General features: G+C 63.1%; 19 protein-coding genes. 11 read left to right on the forward strand and 8 right to left on the reverse strand.

The window, feature by feature from the left end:
• The first annotated feature begins 154 nt into the window (after nucleotides 1–154).
• The 4 genes from ACFY68_RS20380 (at nucleotide 155) to greB (ending at nucleotide 3,119) form a co-directional block, all read left to right on the forward strand.
• Nucleotides 155–1,561 (forward strand): transglycosylase SLT domain-containing protein, encoded by a 1,407-nt coding sequence (locus ACFY68_RS20380; protein ID WP_387530954.1) that lies wholly within the window; start codon nucleotides 155–157, stop codon nucleotides 1,559–1,561.
• Nucleotides 1,562–1,674: 113 nt separating this feature from the next.
• A complete protein-coding gene (locus ACFY68_RS20385; protein ID WP_346615439.1) occupies nucleotides 1,675–2,109 on the forward strand; it encodes a DoxX family protein in 435 nt (144 codons plus the stop codon).
• Between the two features lie 216 nt (nucleotides 2,110–2,325).
• On the forward strand, nucleotides 2,326–2,634 hold the full coding sequence (locus ACFY68_RS20390; RefSeq protein ID WP_346615440.1) for a hypothetical protein: 309 nt from the start codon (nucleotides 2,326–2,328) through the stop codon (nucleotides 2,632–2,634).
• Between the two features lie 11 nt (nucleotides 2,635–2,645).
• Nucleotides 2,646–3,119 (forward strand): transcription elongation factor GreB, encoded by a 474-nt coding sequence (gene greB, locus ACFY68_RS20395; RefSeq protein WP_387530959.1) that lies wholly within the window; start codon nucleotides 2,646–2,648, stop codon nucleotides 3,117–3,119.
• Nucleotides 3,120–3,162: 43 nt separating this feature from the next.
• Here the strand turns inward: greB and ACFY68_RS20400 are convergent, their stop codons facing one another.
• Entirely contained in the window at nucleotides 3,163–5,670 is a 2,508-nt protein-coding gene (locus ACFY68_RS20400; RefSeq protein ID WP_387530962.1) for an ABC transporter permease, read from the reverse strand.
• Nucleotides 5,670–6,353 carry an ABC transporter ATP-binding protein gene (locus ACFY68_RS20405; protein WP_346615446.1) on the reverse strand — a complete coding sequence of 228 codons (684 nt, stop codon included), beginning with the start codon at nucleotides 6,351–6,353 and terminating at the stop codon, nucleotides 5,670–5,672. Before ACFY68_RS20405 ends, ACFY68_RS20400 begins: the two co-directional genes overlap by 1 nt.
• Nucleotides 6,354–6,363: 10 nt before the next feature.
• Here ACFY68_RS20405 and ACFY68_RS20410 point away from each other — a divergent pair, with 10 nt between their 5' ends.
• The 3 genes from ACFY68_RS20410 to ACFY68_RS20420 all read left to right on the forward strand — a co-directional run bounded on the left by ACFY68_RS20410 (nucleotide 6,364) and on the right by ACFY68_RS20420 (nucleotide 8,419).
• Complete coding sequence (locus ACFY68_RS20410) at nucleotides 6,364–6,969, forward strand: arylesterase (RefSeq protein ID WP_387530965.1); 606 nt, start codon at nucleotides 6,364–6,366, stop codon at nucleotides 6,967–6,969.
• A gap of 58 nt (nucleotides 6,970–7,027) precedes the next feature.
• On the forward strand, nucleotides 7,028–7,309 hold the full coding sequence (locus tag ACFY68_RS20415) for a hypothetical protein (protein ID WP_346615448.1): 282 nt from the start codon (nucleotides 7,028–7,030) through the stop codon (nucleotides 7,307–7,309).
• 132 nt (nucleotides 7,310–7,441) lie between these two features.
• On the forward strand, nucleotides 7,442–8,419 hold the full coding sequence (locus tag ACFY68_RS20420; RefSeq protein WP_346615449.1) for a L,D-transpeptidase family protein: 978 nt from the start codon (nucleotides 7,442–7,444) through the stop codon (nucleotides 8,417–8,419).
• Between the two features lie 138 nt (nucleotides 8,420–8,557).
• Here the strand turns inward: ACFY68_RS20420 and oprI are convergent, their stop codons facing one another.
• Complete coding sequence (oprI, locus tag ACFY68_RS20425; protein ID WP_003259780.1) at nucleotides 8,558–8,809, reverse strand: outer membrane lipoprotei OprI; 252 nt, start codon at nucleotides 8,807–8,809, stop codon at nucleotides 8,558–8,560.
• A gap of 506 nt (nucleotides 8,810–9,315) precedes the next feature.
• On the opposite strand from oprI, the gene ACFY68_RS20430 reads away from it, so the two are divergent.
• Nucleotides 9,316–9,597, forward strand: a complete 282-nt coding sequence (locus ACFY68_RS20430; RefSeq protein WP_387530976.1) for a GNAT family N-acetyltransferase — start codon at nucleotides 9,316–9,318, stop codon at nucleotides 9,595–9,597.
• A 76-nt stretch (nucleotides 9,598–9,673) separates the two neighbouring features.
• Here the strand turns inward: ACFY68_RS20430 and ACFY68_RS20435 are convergent, their stop codons facing one another.
• A complete protein-coding gene (locus ACFY68_RS20435; protein WP_346615451.1) occupies nucleotides 9,674–10,750 on the reverse strand; it encodes a 3-deoxy-7-phosphoheptulonate synthase in 1,077 nt (358 codons plus the stop codon).
• Between the two features lie 234 nt (nucleotides 10,751–10,984).
• On the opposite strand from ACFY68_RS20435, the gene ACFY68_RS20440 reads away from it, so the two are divergent.
• The 3 genes from ACFY68_RS20440 to cysB all read left to right on the forward strand — a co-directional run bounded on the left by ACFY68_RS20440 (nucleotide 10,985) and on the right by cysB (nucleotide 13,639).
• Nucleotides 10,985–11,932 carry a putative 2-dehydropantoate 2-reductase gene (locus tag ACFY68_RS20440; RefSeq protein ID WP_387530980.1) on the forward strand — a complete coding sequence of 316 codons (948 nt, stop codon included), beginning with the start codon at nucleotides 10,985–10,987 and terminating at the stop codon, nucleotides 11,930–11,932.
• A 105-nt stretch (nucleotides 11,933–12,037) separates the two neighbouring features.
• The gene (locus ACFY68_RS20445) at nucleotides 12,038–12,535 is read left to right on the forward strand and encodes a universal stress protein (RefSeq protein WP_346615453.1); all 498 of its coding nucleotides are present in this window, start codon (nucleotides 12,038–12,040) and stop codon (nucleotides 12,533–12,535) included.
• A gap of 129 nt (nucleotides 12,536–12,664) precedes the next feature.
• Entirely contained in the window at nucleotides 12,665–13,639 is a 975-nt protein-coding gene (cysB, locus tag ACFY68_RS20450; protein ID WP_027593928.1) for an HTH-type transcriptional regulator CysB, read from the forward strand.
• Between the two features lie 54 nt (nucleotides 13,640–13,693).
• Here cysB and ACFY68_RS20455 read toward each other — a convergent pair whose 3' ends face one another.
• From ACFY68_RS20455 to ACFY68_RS20470, 4 genes are all read right to left on the reverse strand, one after another.
• On the reverse strand, nucleotides 13,694–14,428 hold the full coding sequence (locus tag ACFY68_RS20455; RefSeq protein ID WP_346615454.1) for a phosphoadenylyl-sulfate reductase: 735 nt from the start codon (nucleotides 14,426–14,428) through the stop codon (nucleotides 13,694–13,696).
• Nucleotides 14,429–14,509: 81 nt separating this feature from the next.
• Nucleotides 14,510–15,853 carry an aminodeoxychorismate synthase component I gene (gene pabB, locus ACFY68_RS20460; protein WP_387530985.1) on the reverse strand — a complete coding sequence of 448 codons (1,344 nt, stop codon included), beginning with the start codon at nucleotides 15,851–15,853 and terminating at the stop codon, nucleotides 14,510–14,512.
• 224 nt (nucleotides 15,854–16,077) lie between these two features.
• A complete protein-coding gene (locus ACFY68_RS20465) occupies nucleotides 16,078–17,058 on the reverse strand; it encodes an alpha-L-glutamate ligase-like protein (protein ID WP_346615456.1) in 981 nt (326 codons plus the stop codon).
• A complete protein-coding gene (locus tag ACFY68_RS20470) occupies nucleotides 17,058–18,593 on the reverse strand; it encodes an inactive transglutaminase family protein (protein ID WP_387530988.1) in 1,536 nt (511 codons plus the stop codon). The genes ACFY68_RS20465 and ACFY68_RS20470 overlap by 1 nt, the downstream gene beginning before the upstream one ends.
• Nucleotides 18,594–18,596: the final 3 nt, after the last annotated feature.

Below are 18,596 nucleotides of genomic sequence, written 5' to 3' on the forward strand. Positions count from 1 at the left end.
TACCTCGTGCCGCGGGACGGCCAGCATAGCAAAAAGCGCGATAATCGGAAAAAAGCCAAGAACTTCAGGCTGTTGCCGTGGTCTTTTACGGTCATTTATCACGAACTGCTCGTACCTCATGGACGCTGCCTACCGACCCTGGACACGTTTTCGCATGCTGCGATACCTGCTCACCCTGTTGCTGATGCTTGGGCTGATTACCGTCGGCCCCGCTTATGCACGCGTGCCGGGGCCGCAGCAGAACGTGCCGGTGAGCAAGGCCCGCGACCTGGAACAGGTGCGTAGCAGCAAGGTATTGCGGGTGCTGGTGAACCAGAGCCGCAACAGTTCCGGTGAGGTCAAGGGCGAGCCCGTCGGCATCGAGTACTACCGCCTGCGTGCGCTCGAGCATTACCTCAATGCCCGAGCCGGCGACGGTCAACAGATACGCATCAAGCTCATTCCGCGGGCCAAGGAGCAACTGCTCGGGGCCCTCCAGCGCGGTGAAGGGGACCTTGCCGCGCCCGGCGAATTGCTCGACCCGGCGGTGGTCGGTGGCGTGAACAGCAGTGCCCCGGTACTGGACCAGGTGCCATTGTGGCTGGTCGGGCGCAAGGGCGAGCGCAGTTTCAGCCGTGTCGAGCAGTTGTCCGGGCGCACTGTCGCCCTGACCAGTGCCAGCGCTGCCGGCGCACTGATCCAGCAGGTGAATCAGCAGCTGGCCCTGCGCAAGCGGCCACCGGTCAAGATCGAGTGGGTCGATTCGACCTTGGCGGTGGAAGACGTGCTGGAGATGGTCCAGGCCGGCATTTATCACCTGACCGTGGTGGAGCGGCCAATCGCCCAACGCTGGGCCAGGGTGATGCCGCGGCTGCGCCTGGACACCCGGCTGCAACTGGGCCAGCCGCAAGCCATGCGCTGGTATGTGCGACGTGATGCACCGATGCTGCTGGCCACCGTCGACCGCTTCCTGCAGGGCTACCGCGCGCCCGAGAACCAGGATGCAGCGTTCGAGCGTATCTACCGGCGCCAGTACCGCGTGCACAACCCACTGGCGCAAAAGGACCGGCAGCGGCTGACCTCGGTGCGCGCGGTGCTGCAGAAGCACGGTGCGGCGCAGCAGATCGACTGGCTCAACCTGGCTGCGTTGGCCTTCAAGGAATCAACCCTCAACCCGACGGCGCGCGGCAGTGGCGGGGCGCATGGCCTGATGCAGATCACACCCTCGGCTGCCCAGCGGGTTGGGGTCAGCAATACCGCGACGGTCGACGGTAATGTCCAGGCCAGCGCTCGCTACCTGGCGCTGATCCGCCGCAAGTTCTTTGCCAGCCCGCAAATCAACGAGCGCGAGCGCATGGCCTTTGTGCTGGCGGCCTACAACCTTGGCCCGGAGCGGGTACAGGCGATGCGCGCCGAAGCGCGCAAGCGAGGCCTCAATGGCAACCAGTGGTTCTTCCAGACCGAGCGTGTGGCCATGGAGCAGGTAGGCATGGGGCCGGTCAACTTCGTCAACAGCGTGAACAAGTACTTCCTGGCGTTCAACCGTGAGCGCGCTGCACTGGAGCGCGTAGTCAAGCGCTGACAAATCGATTCTGTCGATTGTTATGTTGGGTTTTTTGCGATTTTCATATCTACCAGATTGATTATGATGGCGCCCATCCCAACACCACATCCCAGTTTCAAGGAAGTCACCCAATGAACAACGCAATCACCCAACTGCTCTCCACCCGCGCCGGCCTGGGCCTGAGCGTGGTCCGTATTCTGGTCGGTCTGATCTTCATGGCGCACGGTGCGCAGAAGCTGTTCGGGCTGTTCGGTGGCTACGGCCTGGAAGGCACAGGGCAATGGATGGAGAGTATCGGCCTGGCGCCTGGCTACCTGATGGCCCTGCTGTCCGGCAGCGCCGAGTTCTTCGGCGGCCTGGCCCTGGTGATCGGCCTGCTGGCCCGCCCCGCGGCACTGGCACTGAGCGTAACCCTGGTAGTGGCGATTTTCTCGGTGCACATCGGCAATGGCCTGTTCATGTCCAACAATGGCTATGAGTTCGCCCTGGCGCTGCTGGCCGGCACCGTCGCAGTGCTGATCGAAGGCGCCGGCCGCTTCTCCGTCGACCGGTTGATCGCCCGCTGATAGCAGACAAGCTGCAGGCCTCAAGTTGATCACTTTCAGCTTGGGGCTTGCAGCTTGCCGCTTGTAGCTCTAGCATACCGCTTGCGCCGATTTAAACAGCTACTTGCGGGGCGCAGGACAGCCCAGCTCCGGGCCCTCCGAAATACCGCTAAAGCGCTGGTTCGGTGACGCCTCCCACCGCTGCCCAGCGGGATTCGCGAGGCGGAGAAATACTCCATGAGTTGTCCACGTACCAGTGTCTGTTTGAGCCCACTGCCTGCCAGCCAGGCGGCCCGCACACCGCGCATCCTGCTCGGTGGCCAGCATCAGCCTACCCTCTTGCGTCACCTCGAAGGCTTGTCGCGCCGCAAGGGCCAGGCCCGCGCTTTTCTGATCCAGTTTGCCGAAACCACGTGCCGCCTGGAGCAGTTCGGCAACGACCGTTTCGACTTGGCCGTCATCCAGGCGCCAGCGCCGGGCGATGCCGCCGAGGTCATTGGCCACCTCACTCGCATCGCGCGCCAGGGCTTGATTACCCGACGCTGAGGAGCGCGCTGTTGAGCACCAACATCATCACCACTGAAGGCCATGAGGCGCTGAAGAAAGAGCTCGACCATCTGTGGCGGGTGTATCGTCCGGAAATCACCCAGAAGGTGGCCTGGGCCGCCTCGCTCGGCGACCGCAGCGAAAACGCCGATTATCAGTACAACAAAAAGTTGCTGCGCGAAATCGACCGCCGTGTCCGTTACCTGCGCAAGCGCCTCGAGGACGTACGGGTGGTGGCTTATTCGCCCCAGCAAGAGGGCAAGGTGTTCTTTGGTGCCTGGGTGGAGATCGAGAACGATGATGGCGAAACCATGAAGTTTCGCATCGTCGGCTACGACGAGATCTATGGGCGTAACGACTACATCTCGATCGATTCGCCCATGGCACGTGCCCTGCTCAAGAAAGAGGAGGGCGATGAAGTAGTGGTGCACACGCCCACGGGCGAGGCCAACTGGTACGTGAACAGCATCACATACGGCCACTGAGCTGCAAGCTAAAGCAGATCTGAGTTTGCTTGCAGCTCAGCGACTACCCTTCCCGCAGCACCGCCAACGGGCTGGCATTCAGCGCCCGCCGCGTCCCCAGCACCCCAGCCGCGCCCACCAGCAGTGCACCCGCCAGGGGCAGCACCAGCAGCCATGGGTGCGGGCTCCACTGCAGGGCGAATGCGTAGCGGTACAACACCAGGGTGATCAGCTCGCAACCCAGTGCCGCCAGTGCACCACTGGCCGCCCCCAGCAACCCGAACTCGATACGCCGCGCCTTCACCAGCAGCGGCCGCGCCGCCCCCAGTGCGCGCAGCAGGGCGCCTTGGCGGATGCGCTCGTCCAGTGTTGCCTGCAAGCCCGCGAACAATACCGCCAGCCCCGCCGCCAGGACGAACAGCAGCACGTATTCGACCGCCAGGGTGACTTGGGCGAGGATGCTGCGCAACTGCTCCAGCAAGGCATCGACCTGCAGAATGGTCACTGCCGGGAACGCCCGCGACAGCGCGACAACGTCCAGGTCATGACCCGGCGCCAGGTAGAAGCTGGTCAGGTAGGTGGTGGGCAAGCCCTGCAAGGTGCCGGGCTGGAAGATCATGTAGAAGTTTGGCTGGAAGCTGTCCCAGTGCACGCTGCGCAAGCTGCTGACTCGTGCCTGGCGTTGCTCGCCCCCAATGTCGAAGGTCAACAGGTCGCCCAGTTGCACCTTCAGGCTGGCGGCAAGTTCAGCCTCCACCGAAACACCTGGTACTTCATCAGCGGAGGGCAGTGCCTGCCACCAGTTTCCCGCCGTCAGGGCATTGCCTGTCGGCAGGTCGGCAGCCCAGGTCAGGCTGAGGTCGCGCTGCACCGCACGCTCGCCGGCGGAGTCTTTGCTGACGATCTGCTGGACGGGTTGCTCGTTGATCTGCACAAGCCGGCCAGGTGTCACCGGGTAGAGCGGTGCCGAGGCCGCATTGACATCACGCAGGCGCTGGGCGAAAGGCTCGCGGTCGTCGGGCAGAATATTCAGGGCGAAATGGTTGGGAGCATCCTTGGGTAGCTGTGCCTGCCAGGTGTCCAGCAGCTCTGCGCGGAGCAACGCGACCAGTGCCATCGCCAGCAGGATCAGGCCAAACGCCAGTGCCTGGCCAGCGGCCGCCAGGGGGTGGCGCAGCAGCTGGCCCAGGCCCAGGCGCCAGGTCAGTGGGGCGCCGGCCAGCAGTTTACGCAGGCTGCGCAGGCCAAGCAGCAACAGGCCGCCCAGTACCAGCGCGGCAATCAGCCCGCCACCGAGCAGGGCGAAGGTCAGCAGCAGGTCGAGGCTGAGGCGCCACATGATCAGCCCCAGCGCGAAAAGGGCGGCGCCATACACCAGCCAACTGCTGGTTGGCACCGGCAGCAGGTCACGGCGCAGTACGCGCAGCGGCGGCACCTGGCCGAGGGCCGCAAGCGGGGGGAGGGCGAAGCCGGCCAGGGCGACCAGGCCAGTGGCGATGCCTGCCAGTGCTGGCGCGACCCCGCCCGGTGGCACCACGCTCGGCAGCAGCCCGTGTAGCAGGCGGAACAAGCCCAGTTGCGCCAGCCAGCCGAGCAGGGCACCCGCCAATGCGGCTACCAGCCCGAGCATCGCCAGTTGCAGGCAGTAGAGCCCCAGCGCCTGGTGGCGGGAAAGCCCAAGGCAGCGCAGCAGGGCGCTGGCGTCGAGGCGGCGCGTCGCATACCGGCTGGCCGACATGGCCACGGCGACGCCCGCCAGCAGCACCGCCACCAGGCTGGCCATGTTCAGGTAGCGTTCGGCCTTGCCCAGGGCACCGCCTATCTGGCGGTTGCCATCGCGGGTGTCGAGCAGGCGCTGGTTGGCTGCCAGGTTCTTTTCCAGCCCTTCGCGGTAGTGCGCCAAGGCTTGTGCATCGCCGCGCCACAGGTCGCGATAGCTGACCCGGCTACCCGGTTGAATGACCCCCGTGGCCTGCAAATCGGCCAGGTTCATCATCACCCGCGGGGTCAGGCTGTAGAAGTTGTTGGCGCGGTCCGGCTCGTAGGTCAGCACGCGGCTCATGCGCAGGGTTTTCATGCCGACGTCGATGCTGTCGCCAATGTTCAGCCCGAGGGCCGCCAGCAGGCGCGGCTCGATCCACACCTCGCCTGGTGCCGGGCCGCCGCCCGGTGTTTCCTCGGCATAGGGTGCGGCGGCGCTGCGGACCTGCCCGCGCAAGGGGTAGGCGCCATCGGCGGCCTTGATGCTCGACAGCTGAATGCCGCTGTCGCCACCGACCACGCTGGTGAACTCCACGACCTGGGCGTGGCGCAGCCCCAGCGCCTTGCCGGCGTTGACCTGATCGTCACGCGCCGGGGCGCTGCCTTGCAATACCAGGTCGGCGCCGAGGAACTCGCTGGCGCGCAACTGCATGGCGCCGTTCAGGCGGGCACCAAAATACCCGATGGCGGTGCTGGCCGCTACGGCCACCAGCAGGGCGAAGAACAGCACGCGTACTTCGCTGGCGCGGATATCGCGCAGCAGCTGGCGCAAGGCCAGGCCGCACAGGCGAGACAACGGCATGTGTGTCATCAGGCCTCCACCGGCGCGACCAGGTGGCCGGCCTCCAGGCGGATCAGACGCCGGCAGCGCCTGGCCAGGCGTTCGTCATGGGTCACCAGCACTAGCGTGGTACCGCGTTCCTTGTTCAGTTCGAACAATAGGTCGCTGATGCGCTCACCGGTGTGGCTGTCGAGGTTGCCGGTGGGTTCGTCGGCAAACAGCACCGCAGGGTGGGCGGCGAAGGCGCGGGCGATCGCCACCCGTTGTTGCTCGCCGCCGGACAGCTGGCGTGGCGTGTGGGTCAGGCGCTTGCCCAGGCCAACACGCTCGAGCAGGGTACGCGCCTGTTCGCGGGCATCGCGGCGGCCATCCAGCTCCAGCGGCAGCATGACGTTTTCCAGCGCGTCGAGGCTGTCGAGCAACTGGAACGACTGGAACACGAAACCGACGTGTTCGGCGCGCACGCGGGCGCGCTGGTCCTCATCCAGCGGGCCCAGGTCATGGCCGGCGAGGGTCACCTGCCCGGCGCTTGGGCGGTCGAGGCCGGCGAGCAGCCCCAGCAGGGTCGACTTGCCCGAGCCTGAAGCGCCGACAATGGCCAGGCTGTCGCCTTGGGCAAGGTCGAGGGAGAGCGCGTGCAGGATGGTCAGGTCACCTTCCGCACTGGGGACCACTTTGCTAAGGTTCTGCGCAACGAGAATGCTGGGGCCCATGGAGAATCCAATGCGAGTGTGGTGGTTGAGTGCCGGTCTGGCTCTGTATTGCCTGGCCCAGAGCGCGGCGGCGGGAACACTGCTGATTGTTGGCGATAGTATCAGCGCCGGTTTTGGCCTGGATACCCGCCAAGGGTGGGTCTCTTTGTTGCAGACCCGGCTCAAGGACGAAGGTTTCGACGACAAGGTGATCAATGCGTCGATCAGCGGCGACACCAGTGCAGGTGGCCAGGCGCGGCTGCCGGCGCTGCTTGCAGCGCACAAGCCAAGCCTTGTGGTGCTGGAGCTGGGCGGCAACGATGGCCTGCGGGGGCAGCCGCCAGAGCAATTGCAACAAAATCTTGCTTCGATGATCGAGCGCTCGCGCAAATCGGGTGCCAAGGTGGTGCTGCTGGGGATGCGCCTGCCGCCCAATTACGGGGTGCGCTATACCACGGCCTTTGCCAAGGTGTATGAACAGCTGGCGGCGGAGAAGCAGGTGCCGTTGGTGCCGTTTTTCCTTGAGGGCGTAGGGGGTGTGCCCGAGCTGATGCAGGCCGACGGCATCCACCCGGCACAAGGCGCGCAGCAGCGGTTGCTGGAAAATGCCTGGCCGGCGATAAAACCCTTGCTGTGACGCTTTAAACGGGGCCGGCTTTCGGATAATGTTGCGCCCCCCGTTTCGAGAGCCCCCAATGCCGCGCCCTGCCTGGTCCTTGTATGCCTACCAACTGATCGAGCCCGATGAGCAGCTCGACCTGTTCGCTTGCCAGGAAATCCGCGTCCATCTGGCCGCCCGCCAACTCGAGTTGGGAGTGCCGGTCGATCGTACCCTGTGCGGCGGGCTGCTGCCGGCACAACCGCGCTGGTCTGGCGTGCAGCGCTCGATCTACCGGGATGGCCGCCTGTGCGACCTGTGCCGGGCGATCCTCGACGCCCAGCGGCGTGGCATGCGCCCGGTTTGGCCAGAGCTCTGAAGGGGCCATTGGCACAGGAACTCCTCGCGCCTTTCATCATCTGAAACGCTTGAAGGCCGCCAATGCCTCCCGCTTGGCTCGGGGCGGGTGTACAATCGATCCTCTTGTCCCACCTTTCGAAGGATTTACCGGATGTTGCCGCGCTTTCCCGCCGTCACCCGTTGCCTGACCCTGGCCAGCCTGCTGGTAGCTGGCCCCGCCGTTGCACTGGAGCTGCCGCTGCCGCCGCCCGGTGAAGACGTCGTCGGCCAGGTGCAGGTGATCAAGGCCAAGTACGAGGACACCTTCGCCGACATCGGCACCGCCAACGACCTCGGCTATCTGGAAATGATCGCCGCCAACCCGGGTGTCGACCCCTGGCTGCCGGGCGCCGGTACCGAGATCATCCTGCCGACCCGTTACGTGTTGCCGCCCGGGCCGCGTGAAGGGGTGGTCATCAACCTTGCCGAATACCGTCTGTACTACTTCCCGAAAGGGCAGAACGTAGTGCACACCTACCCCTTGGGCATCGGCCGTGAAGGCTGGGGCTCGCCCATCGCCAACACCAAGATCACCGCCAAGACCCCGAACCCGACCTGGACCCCGCCAGCCTCGATCCGTGCCGAGCACGCCGCCGACGGTGACATCCTGCCCACTGTGGTGCCAGCAGGCCCGGACAACCCGTTGGGGCCGTTCAAGTTCACCCTGGGTGTGCCCGGTTACCTGATCCACGGTTCCAACAAGAAGTTCGGCATCGGCATGCGCACTAGCCATGGTTGCTTCCGCATGCTCAACAACAATGTGCTTGAACTGTCGAAGATGGTCCCGGTGGGTACGCCGGTGCGTATCATCAACGAGCCCTACAAGTTCGGCATCAGTGGCGGCAAGGTATATCTCGAGGCGCACACACCGCTTGATGACCAAGGCAACCCGTCGGTGGTGGACAAGCACACTGCGGTCATCAATGCCCTGCTCAAGCGTGAAGACCTGGCGAACAACCTGCGCATGAACTGGGACATGGTGCGCGATGTGGTCGCCGCCGAAGATGGCATGCCGGTTGAAATTGCCGTGCCGGTCGATAATCAGGGTGCAGCACCGATGGTGTCGAGCATCCCACCAGAGTTGCAGTAAGCCTTAAGCGACACATCCGGAGCCTGCGCCAGGTTAACCCTTGGCGCAGGCTTTTTCATGTGCGCCATATGCTTTTGTTACGGCAATAAAAAAGCCGACCCACAAGTGGATCGGCTTCTTAACAATCCGTGAGGATTATTACTTGCGGCTGGCTTTGTCCAGCATACGCAGAGCGCGCTCGTTGGCTTCGTCAGCGGTCTGCTGAGCCTTCTGAGCGGCTGCCAGTGCGTCGTCAGCCTTACGGTAGGCTTCGTCAGCACGAGCTTGAGCGCGAGCTGCTGCGTCTTCAGTCGCAGTCAGACGAGCTTCGGTTTCTTTGGATACGCTGCTGCAACCGGTAGCCAGAACTGCGGCCAGAGCCAGAGCAGAGAATTTCAGAACGTTGTTCATCGTGTTCCCCTTCAAGGACTTTCTATTAAATAGCCATCTCTCAGGAAAGAGAAACTGGCCGGCGTACATAGTACCCATTACTTGTAGTAAGTAAACTGACTGAGCGCAAGAACTGCAAAAAAATTGTTGCTGATGGCGTTGCCGTCACGATTTGCAGGCGGTTTTTGAGAAAACCGTCCAGGTGTCGCAAGCATTTGTAGTACGGGAACTTTTTTGTTGAACTAAGGGTGACTTAAACGGTCCGTCAGCGTCTTAAGCCCATGAACATCCGGCTGTTGTTGCGGGGCGCGCAGGGCATGGGATTCCCCTGTTACTGCTACTTTTTAACAGCCGCCACCTTGAGCAATCCCGCCTGTCGCGCCTACTATTTGGGGGCCCGGCCCGGTAGAACCATTGCAAACCGCCCGCGGTCCAAGGGGCATGAGGTGGCGTAGAGGTTCCTTCGCCGGATAAAACCACTGTCGGTTAAGGTAAGGGTCAGCCGAAATGACCTGCGAGGAGTAGTGATGACTGAAGCGCTGACCATCCACCATGACCAGGCCGGTCATCAGTTCGAGACCAACGTGGACGGTCATCGTGCCTACCTGACGTACATGGACCTGGGCAAGCAGACGCTGGATATCTATCGCACCTTCGTACCCAACGCCCTGCGCGGCCGTGGTATTGCTGCAGCGCTGACCGAAAAGGCCCTGGAGTACGCCGACCAGATGGGCTACACGGTGATCCCTTCGTGCTCTTATGTAGAGCGTTACATGGAGCGCCAGCAGCGCCACTCGAGCAAGGCTTGAGCGCTGCAGCACAAGCCGCACATCTATAAACGCCGGGGCCGCAAAGCGGCCCCGGCGTTTTGGTTTAAAGCGAAGCTCAGGCGCGCTGGCGCTTGGGCAGTACACCCTTGAGCTTGGCGTGCATGCTGCGCAGGGTCTTCTCGGTGGCGGCCCAGTCGATGCAGGCGTCGGTGACCGATACACCGTATTGCAGTTCTTCCAGGTTTTTCGGGATCGATTGGCAACCCCAGTTCAGGTGGCTTTCGACCATCAGGCCGATAATCGACTGGTTGCCTTCGAGGATCTGGTTGGCGACGTTCTCCATGACCAGCGGCTGCAGGGCTGGGTCCTTGTTGGAGTTGGCGTGGCTGCAGTCGACCATGATGTTGGCCTTGATCTTCGCCTTGGCCAGGTCCTGTTCGCACAGGGCGACACTGACCGAGTCGTAGTTAGGTTTGCCGTTGCCACCGCGCAGCACTACATGGCCGTAAGGGTTGCCCTTGGTGGTGACGATGGACACGCCGCCTTCCTGATTGATACCGAGGAAGCGATGCGGCTTGGACACCGATTGCAATGCGTTGATGGCCACGGTCAGGCCGCCATCGGTGCCGTTCTTGAAGCCGACCGCCGAGGACAGCCCCGATGCCATTTCACGGTGGGTCTGGGACTCGGTGGTGCGGGCGCCAATCGCCGACCAGCTGATCAGGTCCTGCAGGTACTGCGGGGAGATCGGGTCGAGCGCTTCGGTGGCAGTCGGCAGGCCTTTTTCGGCCAGGTCCAGCAGCAGCTGGCGGCCAATGTGCAGGCCATCCTGGATCTTGAACGAGTCATCCAGGTACGGGTCGTTGATCAAGCCTTTCCAGCCGACCGTGGTGCGCGGCTTCTCGAAATACACGCGCATCACCAGATACAGCGTGTCGGAAACTTCCTCAGCCAGCACCTTCAGGCGATCGGCATATTCGTGCGCGGCCTTGATGTCGTGGATGGAGCACGGGCCGACTACGACGAACAGGCGATGGTCCTTGCCGTCGAGGATATTGCGCACCACTTCGCGGCCGGCAGTCACGGTCTGCAGGGCTTTGGCGCTGAGGGGGATTTCCTTCTTGAGCTGATCGGGGGTGATCAAGGTCTCGTTGGAGGCAACGTTAAGGTCGTCGATCGGTAAATCAGCCATCGTGTTACTCGTCAGGTCACGGTGCCGGCCGCCAGCAATCCCCGTGCGGCCCAGCAGCAAGAATGTTCGCAGCGGGGAGCCGAACCTTAGCGCGTTACAGGTGGCGCGACAATGGTCTATGCCGCGGCCGTACAGGGTTTTTCCCTGCTGCAACAGCCCTGTGCTGCCATTAGGGTGCGCTAAACGCCCAAAAAGGTGTAAAAAAGCGCACCGACATCTAATCAGGAGTTCCGCATGAGCCCTCGCAAACCGCGCATCGGCATTATTGGCAGTGGTGCCATCGGAGGCTTCTATGGGCTGATGTTGGCGCGCGCCGGTTTCGATGTGCATTTTCTGTTGCGAAGCGAATACGCCGTGGTTCGCGAGCAAGGCTTGAAGCTGGAAAGCGCGCTGCATGGGGATGTACAAATAGCGGTGCAGGCCTATGCCAGTGCCGCCGACATGCCGCCGTGCGATTGGCTGCTGGTGGGCGCCAAGGCCACCAGCAATGCCGAGCTTGCACCGCTGATTGCAAAGGCAGCCGCAGCTGATGCCAAGGTGGTGCTGCTGCAGAACGGGCTGGGGGTGGAAGAACAGTTGCGGCCGGCCTTGCCGGGCAGCCTGCACCTGCTGGGCGGCCTGTGCTTTATCTGTGTCAACCGCCTGAGCCCGGGTGTGATCCGCCATCAGGCGCTGGGTGCGGTCAACCTGGGGTATCACAGTGGGCCGGCCGATGACGGCGGTGCTGCGATTGTCGAGGAAGGGGCCGCGCTGTTCCGTGCCGCCGGTGTCGACTCGCAGGCCATGGACAACCTTGGCCAGGCACGCTGGCAGAAGCTGGTGTGGAACGTGCCTTACAATGGCCTGTCGGTGTTATTGGGTGCCAGCACCACGCCGTTGATGGCTGACACCGACACGCGCGAACTCATCCAGGCCTTGATGGCTGAAGTGGTACAGGGTGCTGCAGCCTGTGGCCATGAACTGCCCGAGGGCTATGCCGACCACCTGTTCCGTGTCACCGAGCAGATGCCTGACTACTGGCCGAGCATGTACCACGATCACGCTGGGCAACGCCCTCTGGAACTGCAGGCCATTTATGCCGAGCCGTTGGCCCGGGCACGCGCGGCGGGTTGCAGCCTGCCGCGCATGCAGATGCTTTACCAGGCGCTGGCCTTCATCGACCGCGCCAATCGCGCTGGCTGAACCCTCCTGCAGCCCGCGGCAGCAGTGCGCCAGACGGCCAGGCGAGGCTGCGGCGCGCTGCTAAGCTGTAGCTTGCTCTGCCGCAACGGCAGTCGAGGAGGTCGAATGATCCGCTCCATGCTGTACGCCACCGACCTCGGTGTCTATGCCCCTTTCGTGATGCAACATGCCCTGGCCTTGGCCCGCACCTTTGGCGCGGAGCTGTACGTGATTCACGCGGTGGAACCGATGGGCCAGTTCGCCGAATCCCTCCTGCAAAGCTACCTCGACGAACAGACGCTGGATGAACTGCACAGCGAGGGCGTCAATACCGTGATGGCCAACATCGAGCAGCGGGTGCTGGAGAACTTTCGCGAAGAGTTGGGCGAGGACGCGGACCTTGCAGTGATCAAGGCGGTACGGGTGCGTCAGGGTGACCCCGCGCAGGTGATCCTCGAGCAGGCGCAGCGGCTGAGTGTCGACCTGCTGATCTTTGGTAGCCACAGTGCGGGCGCCGGGGTGGATGTGCCGATCGGCCGCACGGCGGTGCGTTTGCTGCAGTTGTCACCGGTGCCGGTGTACATGGTGCCGCTCTCGCAGCATCTCGGCCGTAGGAAAACGTGAAGCTGGCAGTAGGCTATTTCGGCGTGGCGTGTAACAAAATAGTTCTAGTTTTATTTCGTTAACCACTAATATAGTTATATCTCGTCGCTGCCTGCTGCCGCTGACTTACCGCTGATTCGAGGGAAACCTATGAAGCTTCAACAACTGCGCTACATCTGGGAAGTGGCGCACCACGACCTCAACGTCTCCGCGACGGCGCAGAGTCTGTATACCTCTCAGCCGGGGATCAGCAAGCAGATCCGCCTACTCGAGGATGAACTGGGTGTTGAAGTCTTTGCCCGCAGCGGCAAACACCTGACTCGCGTGACGCCGGCGGGTGAGCGCATCATCAATACGGCTGGCGAAATCCTGCGCAAGGTCGAGAGCATCAAGCAGATCGCCCAGGAGTTTTCCAACGAGAAGAAGGGCACGCTGTCCATCGCCACCACTCACACTCAGGCGCGCTACGCACTGCCGCCGGTGATCAGCAGCTTCATCAAGCAGTACCCGGAAGTGGCCCTGCACATGCACCAGGGCTCGCCCATGCAGATCGCCGAAATGGCCGCTGACGGCACCGTCGATTTCGCCATCGCCACCGAGGCGCTGGAGCTGTTCGGCGACTTGATCATGATGCCGTGCTACAAGTGGAACCGCTGCGTGGTAGTGCCGCAGGGCCACCCGCTGACCAAACTGCCGAAGCTCACCCTGGAGGCGGTTGCCGAATACCCGATCGTCACTTACGTGTTCGGTTTTACCGGCCGCTCCAAGCTGGACGAAGCGTTCAACCATCGCGGCCTGACGCCGAAGGTGGTATTCACTGCCGCCGACGCCGACGTGATCAAGACCTACGTGCGCCTGGGCCTGGGCGTGGGCATCGTGGCCAAGATGGCGGTCGATACCAAACTCGACAGTGACCTGGTCGCCCTGGATGCCAGCGAGCTGTTCGAAGCCAGCATCACCAAGATCGGCTTCCGTCGCGGCACCTTCCTGCGCGGCTTCATGTGCGATTTCATCGAGAAGTTCGCCCCGCACCTGACCCGTGAAGTGATGGCCAAGGCCATCCAGTGCCACAACAAGCAGGAACTCGAAGAGCTGTTCGAAGGCGTAGAGTTGCCGGTGCACTGAGTACGTAGCGCATGAAAAAACCGGCCCAAGGGCCGGTTTTTGTTTGCCTGCGAATCAGGCCTTGCTGATCAGGTTGCCGGCGTGCAGGCCGCATTCCTTCTGGGTCGCCTCTTCCCACCACCAGCGGCCCTCGCGCTCGTGCTGGTTCGGCAGCACCGGGCGTGTGCACGGTTCGCAGCCGATGCTGATGAAGCCGCGTTCGTGCAGGCTGTTGTACGGCAGCTCGAGCATGCGGATGTAGCCCCAGACTTCCGCGCTGGTCATCTGCGCCAAGGGGTTGAATTTGTACAGGGTGTGATCGGGTGTGGAGAATGCGCTGTCGATTTCCAGTGCGGCGACCTGGCTGCGGGTACCCGGGCTCTGGTCGCGGCGCTGGCCGGTGGCCCAGGCGCTGACGGTGGCGAGTTTGCGCCGCAGTGGCTCGATCTTGCGGATGCCGCAGCACTCGCCGTGGCCGTCCTTGTAGAAGCTGAACAGGCCTTTTTCCTTGACGAACGGGTCGAGCTTGGCGCGGTCAGGGCTGAGGATTTCGATCGGCAGGTTATATTGCTCGCGCACCTGGTCGATGAAACGGTAGGTCTCGGGGTGCAGGCGGCCAGTGTCGAGGCTGAATACCTTGACCTGCTTGTTCAGCTTCCAGGCCATGTCGACCAGCACCACGTCCTCGGCACCACTGAACGAGATCCATAGATCGTCGCCGAAATGTTCGAAGGCGAGCTTGAGGATGTCCTGGGGGGACTTGCTGGCGTAGGTCGCGGCCAGGGCGGCGACGTCGAAGGGTTGGCTCATCAGGCGGTTTCCATCTAGGCTGTGGCGCTGTGCGCTCGTAATGAGGTGATGGTAACAAAAAATGGCGGAGTAGACGCCGCCTCAAAGGCTTTGCAGGGTTTCCATCAGCACCCGCACCTTGGCAATCGACTCCTCGTATTCCGACTGCCAGTCGGAGTCCGCCACAACTGCGCCGCCGCCCCAGCAACTGACCTGGCCATCCTTGACCAGTAAGCTGCGGATGGCGATGGAGCTGTCCATTTCGCCACGCACATCCACGTACAGCAGCGAGCCGCAATACAGCGCGCGGCGGCTGGGCTCCAGTTCATCGATGATCTGCATGGCGCGGATTTTCGGCGCCCCGGTGATCGAGCCACCGGGGAAGCTGTCGCCGATCAGGTCCAGTGCGTCTTTGTCGCTGGCCAGTTGGCCGGTGATGCTGCTGACCAGGTGATGCACGTTGGGGTAGCTTTCCAGGCTGAACAGCTCGGGCACTTTCACCGAACCGATCTGGCAGGTGCGGCCGAGGTCGTTGCGCAGCAGGTCGACGATCATCAGGTTTTCCGAACGATCCTTGGGGCTGTGGCGCAGCTCTTCGGCGTTGCGCGCATCGATGGCTGGGTCGGCCGAGCGCGGGCGAGTGCCCTTGATCGGCCGGGTTTCGACCTGGCCTTGGCTGACGCGGATGAAGCGTTCGGGGGAGAAGCTGAGCAGTGCGCTGCCGTCGGCCAGTTGCTGGTAGCCGGAGAACGGCGTCGGGCAGGCTTTGCGCAGGGCCTGGTAGGCGCGCCACGGGTCACCTTTGCAGGGGGCGCGGAAGCGTTGCGTCAGGTTGATCTGGTAGCAGTCACCGGCCTGGATGTAGCGCTGTACGTGATCGAATGCCGCCTGATAGTGCTCGGGCTGCAGATCGCCGTGCATCGGGGCGAGCAAGTTGAAATCGCCAGCCGTAGCGCTGTCGGGTGCTTCGAACAGGGCGATCAGGCGTTCGCGTTCTTCAGTGGCAAGGCCAGGGTGGAGCACCAGTTGGCTGGTACCCAGAAGATGGTCGGTTACCAGCGCCCAGGCGTACAGCCCAAGTTGGGCGTCGGGCAGGCCCAGGTCATCCACGGCCAGGCTGGGCAGATGCTCCAGGCGGCGGCCGAAGTCGTAGCTAAGGTAGCCGATCAGGCCGCCGGCAAACGGCAGCTCGATACCGTCGGGCAACTGCGCCTCGCCCAGTTGATGCAGGCCGTCACGCAGGCGCTGCAGGAAGGCGCGGCCCGCTTCGCCGGGCTGGGCCTGCAGGTGTTGCAGTGGCCAGGCGCTAAGCAGGTCGAAGCGGCCTCGCTCGGCGCCGGGGCGGGCGCTGTCGAGCAAGATCGCCCCGGGCGCCTGGCGCAGGCGGGCGAAATAGGCGGCAGGGTCGGGCTGGTAGGGCAGGGGATAAAGCGTGCAGGTCGGCATCAGTGTGGACGGCGATGTAAAAGCGAGGAGGGCGATTGTAGACCTGTGCAGGAAATGCGCCTAGCACTGGGCGCGACATTCAACCATTGGGTTGCGGCCCGGGGCTGCTTTGCAGCCCATTCGCGGGGCAAGCCCGCTCCCACAGCTACAGCGTGCCCCTTGAGCGCAACACTGTACCTGTGGGAGCGGGCTTGCCCCGCGAAGCGGGCCCCGTCGTTACTGGCTCAGCGCGGATGCACGTGGCCGAACAGGCTCTGTGTCACGCGTACGCGCTGCTCGGCATCCTCGGTCACACCCTCTTTGGCCAGCGCCTCGATGTGCGCTTCGATGGCATGGGTGCGCTGGGTCAGCCCAGTGTCGTTGGCGATCTGGATGTTCAGGCCGGGGCGGGCGTTGAGTTCGAGAATCAGCGGCCCTTTGTCCTGGTCCAGCACCATGTCCACGCCGATGTAGCCCAGGCCGCACAGCTCATAGCAGCCGGCTGCCAGCTTCATGAAGCCGTCCCAGTTCGGCAGTTGCACGCCGTCCACCGCATTGGTGGTGTCCGGGTGCTTGCTGATGATGTTGTTCAGCCAGGTGCCGCGCAGGGTCACGCCAGTGGCCAGGTCCACACCCACGCCGATGGCGCCTTGGTGCAGGTTGGCCTTGCCGCCGGACTGGCGGGTCGGCAGGCGCAGCATGGCCATGACCGGGTAGCCCATCAGCACGATGATGCGGATATCCGGCACGCCTTCGTAACTGATGCTCTTGAAGATCTGATCGGGGGTTACCCGGTATTCGATCAGCGCGCGGTCGCGGTGCCCGCCCAGCGAGTACAGGCCGGTGAGGATGCTCGAGACCTGGTGCTCGATTTCCTCGTGGCTGATGATCTTGCCCGAGACGGTGCGGTAACGATCCTCGAAGCGGTCGGCAATCACCAGAATGCCGTCACCGCCGGCGCCTTGGGCCGGCTTGATGACGAAGTCGTTGCGCCCACCGATGATCTCGTGAAGCTTGTCGATCTGCTTCTCGGTCTCGATCACGCCGTACATTTCCGGCACGTGAATGCCGGCGGCCAGTGCGCGCTCCTTAGTGATGATCTTGTCGTCGACGATCGGGTACAGGCTGCGCTTGTTGTACTTCAGTACATAGTCCGCGTTGCGCCGGTTGATCCCCATGATGCCCCGGGCCTCCAGGGCTTTCCACGTCTTGATCAGGCCAAACATCAGGCGTCAGCCTTCTTCAGGAATGCCTTGAAGCGCACCAGCTCGGTCAGGCGGTAGCCGCGGTAACGGCCCATCGCCAGCATGAAGCCCACCAGAATCAGCAGCACCGCCGGGAAGGTGAAGACGAAGTACACCAGCTCCGGCACCATCATCAGCAGGTGCGCGAGCGACGCAGCGAACAGGGTGCCGATGGCCACTTTCATGGCATGGCCGCCGCCACGTTCTTCCCAGGTGATCGACAGGCGTTCGATGGTCATGGTCAGAATCACCATCGGGAACAGCGCCACCGACAGGCCGCGCTCCAGGCCCAGCTTGTGGCTGAACAGGCTGATGGCGGCAATGAGGACCACGACGAAGGTCAGCACCACCGACAGGCGTGGCAGCATCTGCAGTTTGAGGTGCTCGAGGTAGGAACGTAACGACAGGCCCAACGCCGTGATCACCGTGAACAACACGATGCCGAAGCCCAGTTGCGTCTCACGGAAGGCCAGGGCGATCAGAACGGGGGTGAACGTGCCCAGCGTCTGGATGCCGATCAGGTTGCGCAGCACCAGGATCACCAGCACGCCGATCGGGATCATCACCATGATCATGAAGGTCTGCTGGGTCTGCAGCGGCAAGCCGTACAGCGAGTATTCGAGGAAGTCGGCGTCGGTGTTCTCGTCGGTCAGCTTGGCCAGGCGGATGGCGTTCATCTCGCTGTTGTTCATGCTGAAGGTGACGTTGGCTTTCTTGCCGCCATCGACGGTGATCAGGTTATCGTCACCAGTCCACCACAGCAGGCGGTCGCTGGGCAGGCCCTGCTCGCCGGTGTCCGGGTTGAAGTACAGCCAGTCGTTGCCGTTGAAGCTGCGCAGCCACAGCTCAGGGGTTTGCGGCGTATCGGCGACCAGGCGGATGGTGTGGACTTTCTCCATCGGCACGTGGGCAATCGACAGCAGCAGGTCGATGACCTGGGCTTTTTTCATCGACGAAGTGTCGCCGGCCAGCAGCAGCTTGACGTTGTCGTCGTTGAGGTTGTTGACCCGCTTGATGGTCTCGCTGACAAAGGTTTCGACGTCGGCCGAATGCTGGCGGATAGGCGCCATCAGGGCTTCGGCAGCGATCTTCTCGGGGCCTTCGACCGCCAGGCTGTCACGGAAGGTCGGGCCTTTGACGGTAGTCTTTTCGTTGCTGTACCGCTTGGTCAGCACCAGGCGGTAGTAGAGGGTCTGGTTGCCGCTGGCGCGGCGGGCCGACCAGGTCACCTTGCGGTTGCCATCGGCCCGGTTGACGCTGACCCCGTAGTTGTTGGAGATGAAGCTCTCGTTGAGGCTGACGTAGTCACGGTTCAGCGGCGGCACGAACATCTGTACCTTGACCGGGTCCTTGGTGCTGGCGACGAACTCGACCTTGGCGTCGATGTTCCACAGGTCGTCGGTTTCATCCTCGGTCACCGGGATGCCGAGGAAGAAGATCTGATAAGCCGTGACCGCCACGCCCAGCAACACCAGGACGGTGATCAGGACTTTCAGATGGAGGGTAAGAGAGCGCATCGG

Origin of the sequence: Pseudomonas sp. NPDC012596 (genome assembly GCF_042902325.1) — a bacterium.
GTDB lineage: Bacteria > Pseudomonadota > Gammaproteobacteria > Pseudomonadales > Pseudomonadaceae > Aquipseudomonas.

Coding starts and splice junctions, on each gene's coding strand:
- ACFY68_RS20380 (WP_387530954.1), top strand. CDS start 155: ATGCTGCGATACCTGCTCACCCTGTTGCTGATGCTTGGGCTGATTACC.
- ACFY68_RS20385 (WP_346615439.1), top strand. CDS start 1,675: ATGAACAACGCAATCACCCAACTGCTCTCCACCCGCGCCGGCCTGGGC.
- ACFY68_RS20390 (WP_346615440.1), top strand. CDS start 2,326: ATGAGTTGTCCACGTACCAGTGTCTGTTTGAGCCCACTGCCTGCCAGC.
- ACFY68_RS20400 (WP_387530962.1), bottom strand. CDS start 5,670: ATGACACACATGCCGTTGTCTCGCCTGTGCGGCCTGGCCTTGCGCCAG.
- ACFY68_RS20405 (WP_346615446.1), bottom strand. CDS start 6,353: ATGGGCCCCAGCATTCTCGTTGCGCAGAACCTTAGCAAAGTGGTCCCC.
- ACFY68_RS20410 (WP_387530965.1), top strand. CDS start 6,364: ATGCGAGTGTGGTGGTTGAGTGCCGGTCTGGCTCTGTATTGCCTGGCC.
- ACFY68_RS20415 (WP_346615448.1), top strand. CDS start 7,028: ATGCCGCGCCCTGCCTGGTCCTTGTATGCCTACCAACTGATCGAGCCC.
- ACFY68_RS20420 (WP_346615449.1), top strand. CDS start 7,442: ATGTTGCCGCGCTTTCCCGCCGTCACCCGTTGCCTGACCCTGGCCAGC.
- oprI (WP_003259780.1), bottom strand. CDS start 8,809: ATGAACAACGTTCTGAAATTCTCTGCTCTGGCTCTGGCCGCAGTTCTG.
- ACFY68_RS20430 (WP_387530976.1), top strand. CDS start 9,316: ATGACTGAAGCGCTGACCATCCACCATGACCAGGCCGGTCATCAGTTC.
- ACFY68_RS20435 (WP_346615451.1), bottom strand. CDS start 10,750: ATGGCTGATTTACCGATCGACGACCTTAACGTTGCCTCCAACGAGACC.
- ACFY68_RS20440 (WP_387530980.1), top strand. CDS start 10,985: ATGAGCCCTCGCAAACCGCGCATCGGCATTATTGGCAGTGGTGCCATC.
- ACFY68_RS20445 (WP_346615453.1), top strand. CDS start 12,038: ATGATCCGCTCCATGCTGTACGCCACCGACCTCGGTGTCTATGCCCCT.
- cysB (WP_027593928.1), top strand. CDS start 12,665: ATGAAGCTTCAACAACTGCGCTACATCTGGGAAGTGGCGCACCACGAC.
- ACFY68_RS20455 (WP_346615454.1), bottom strand. CDS start 14,428: ATGAGCCAACCCTTCGACGTCGCCGCCCTGGCCGCGACCTACGCCAGC.
- pabB (WP_387530985.1), bottom strand. CDS start 15,853: ATGCCGACCTGCACGCTTTATCCCCTGCCCTACCAGCCCGACCCTGCC.
- ACFY68_RS20465 (WP_346615456.1), bottom strand. CDS start 17,058: ATGTTTGGCCTGATCAAGACGTGGAAAGCCCTGGAGGCCCGGGGCATC.
- ACFY68_RS20470 (WP_387530988.1), bottom strand. CDS start 18,593: ATGCGCTCTCTTACCCTCCATCTGAAAGTCCTGATCACCGTCCTGGTG.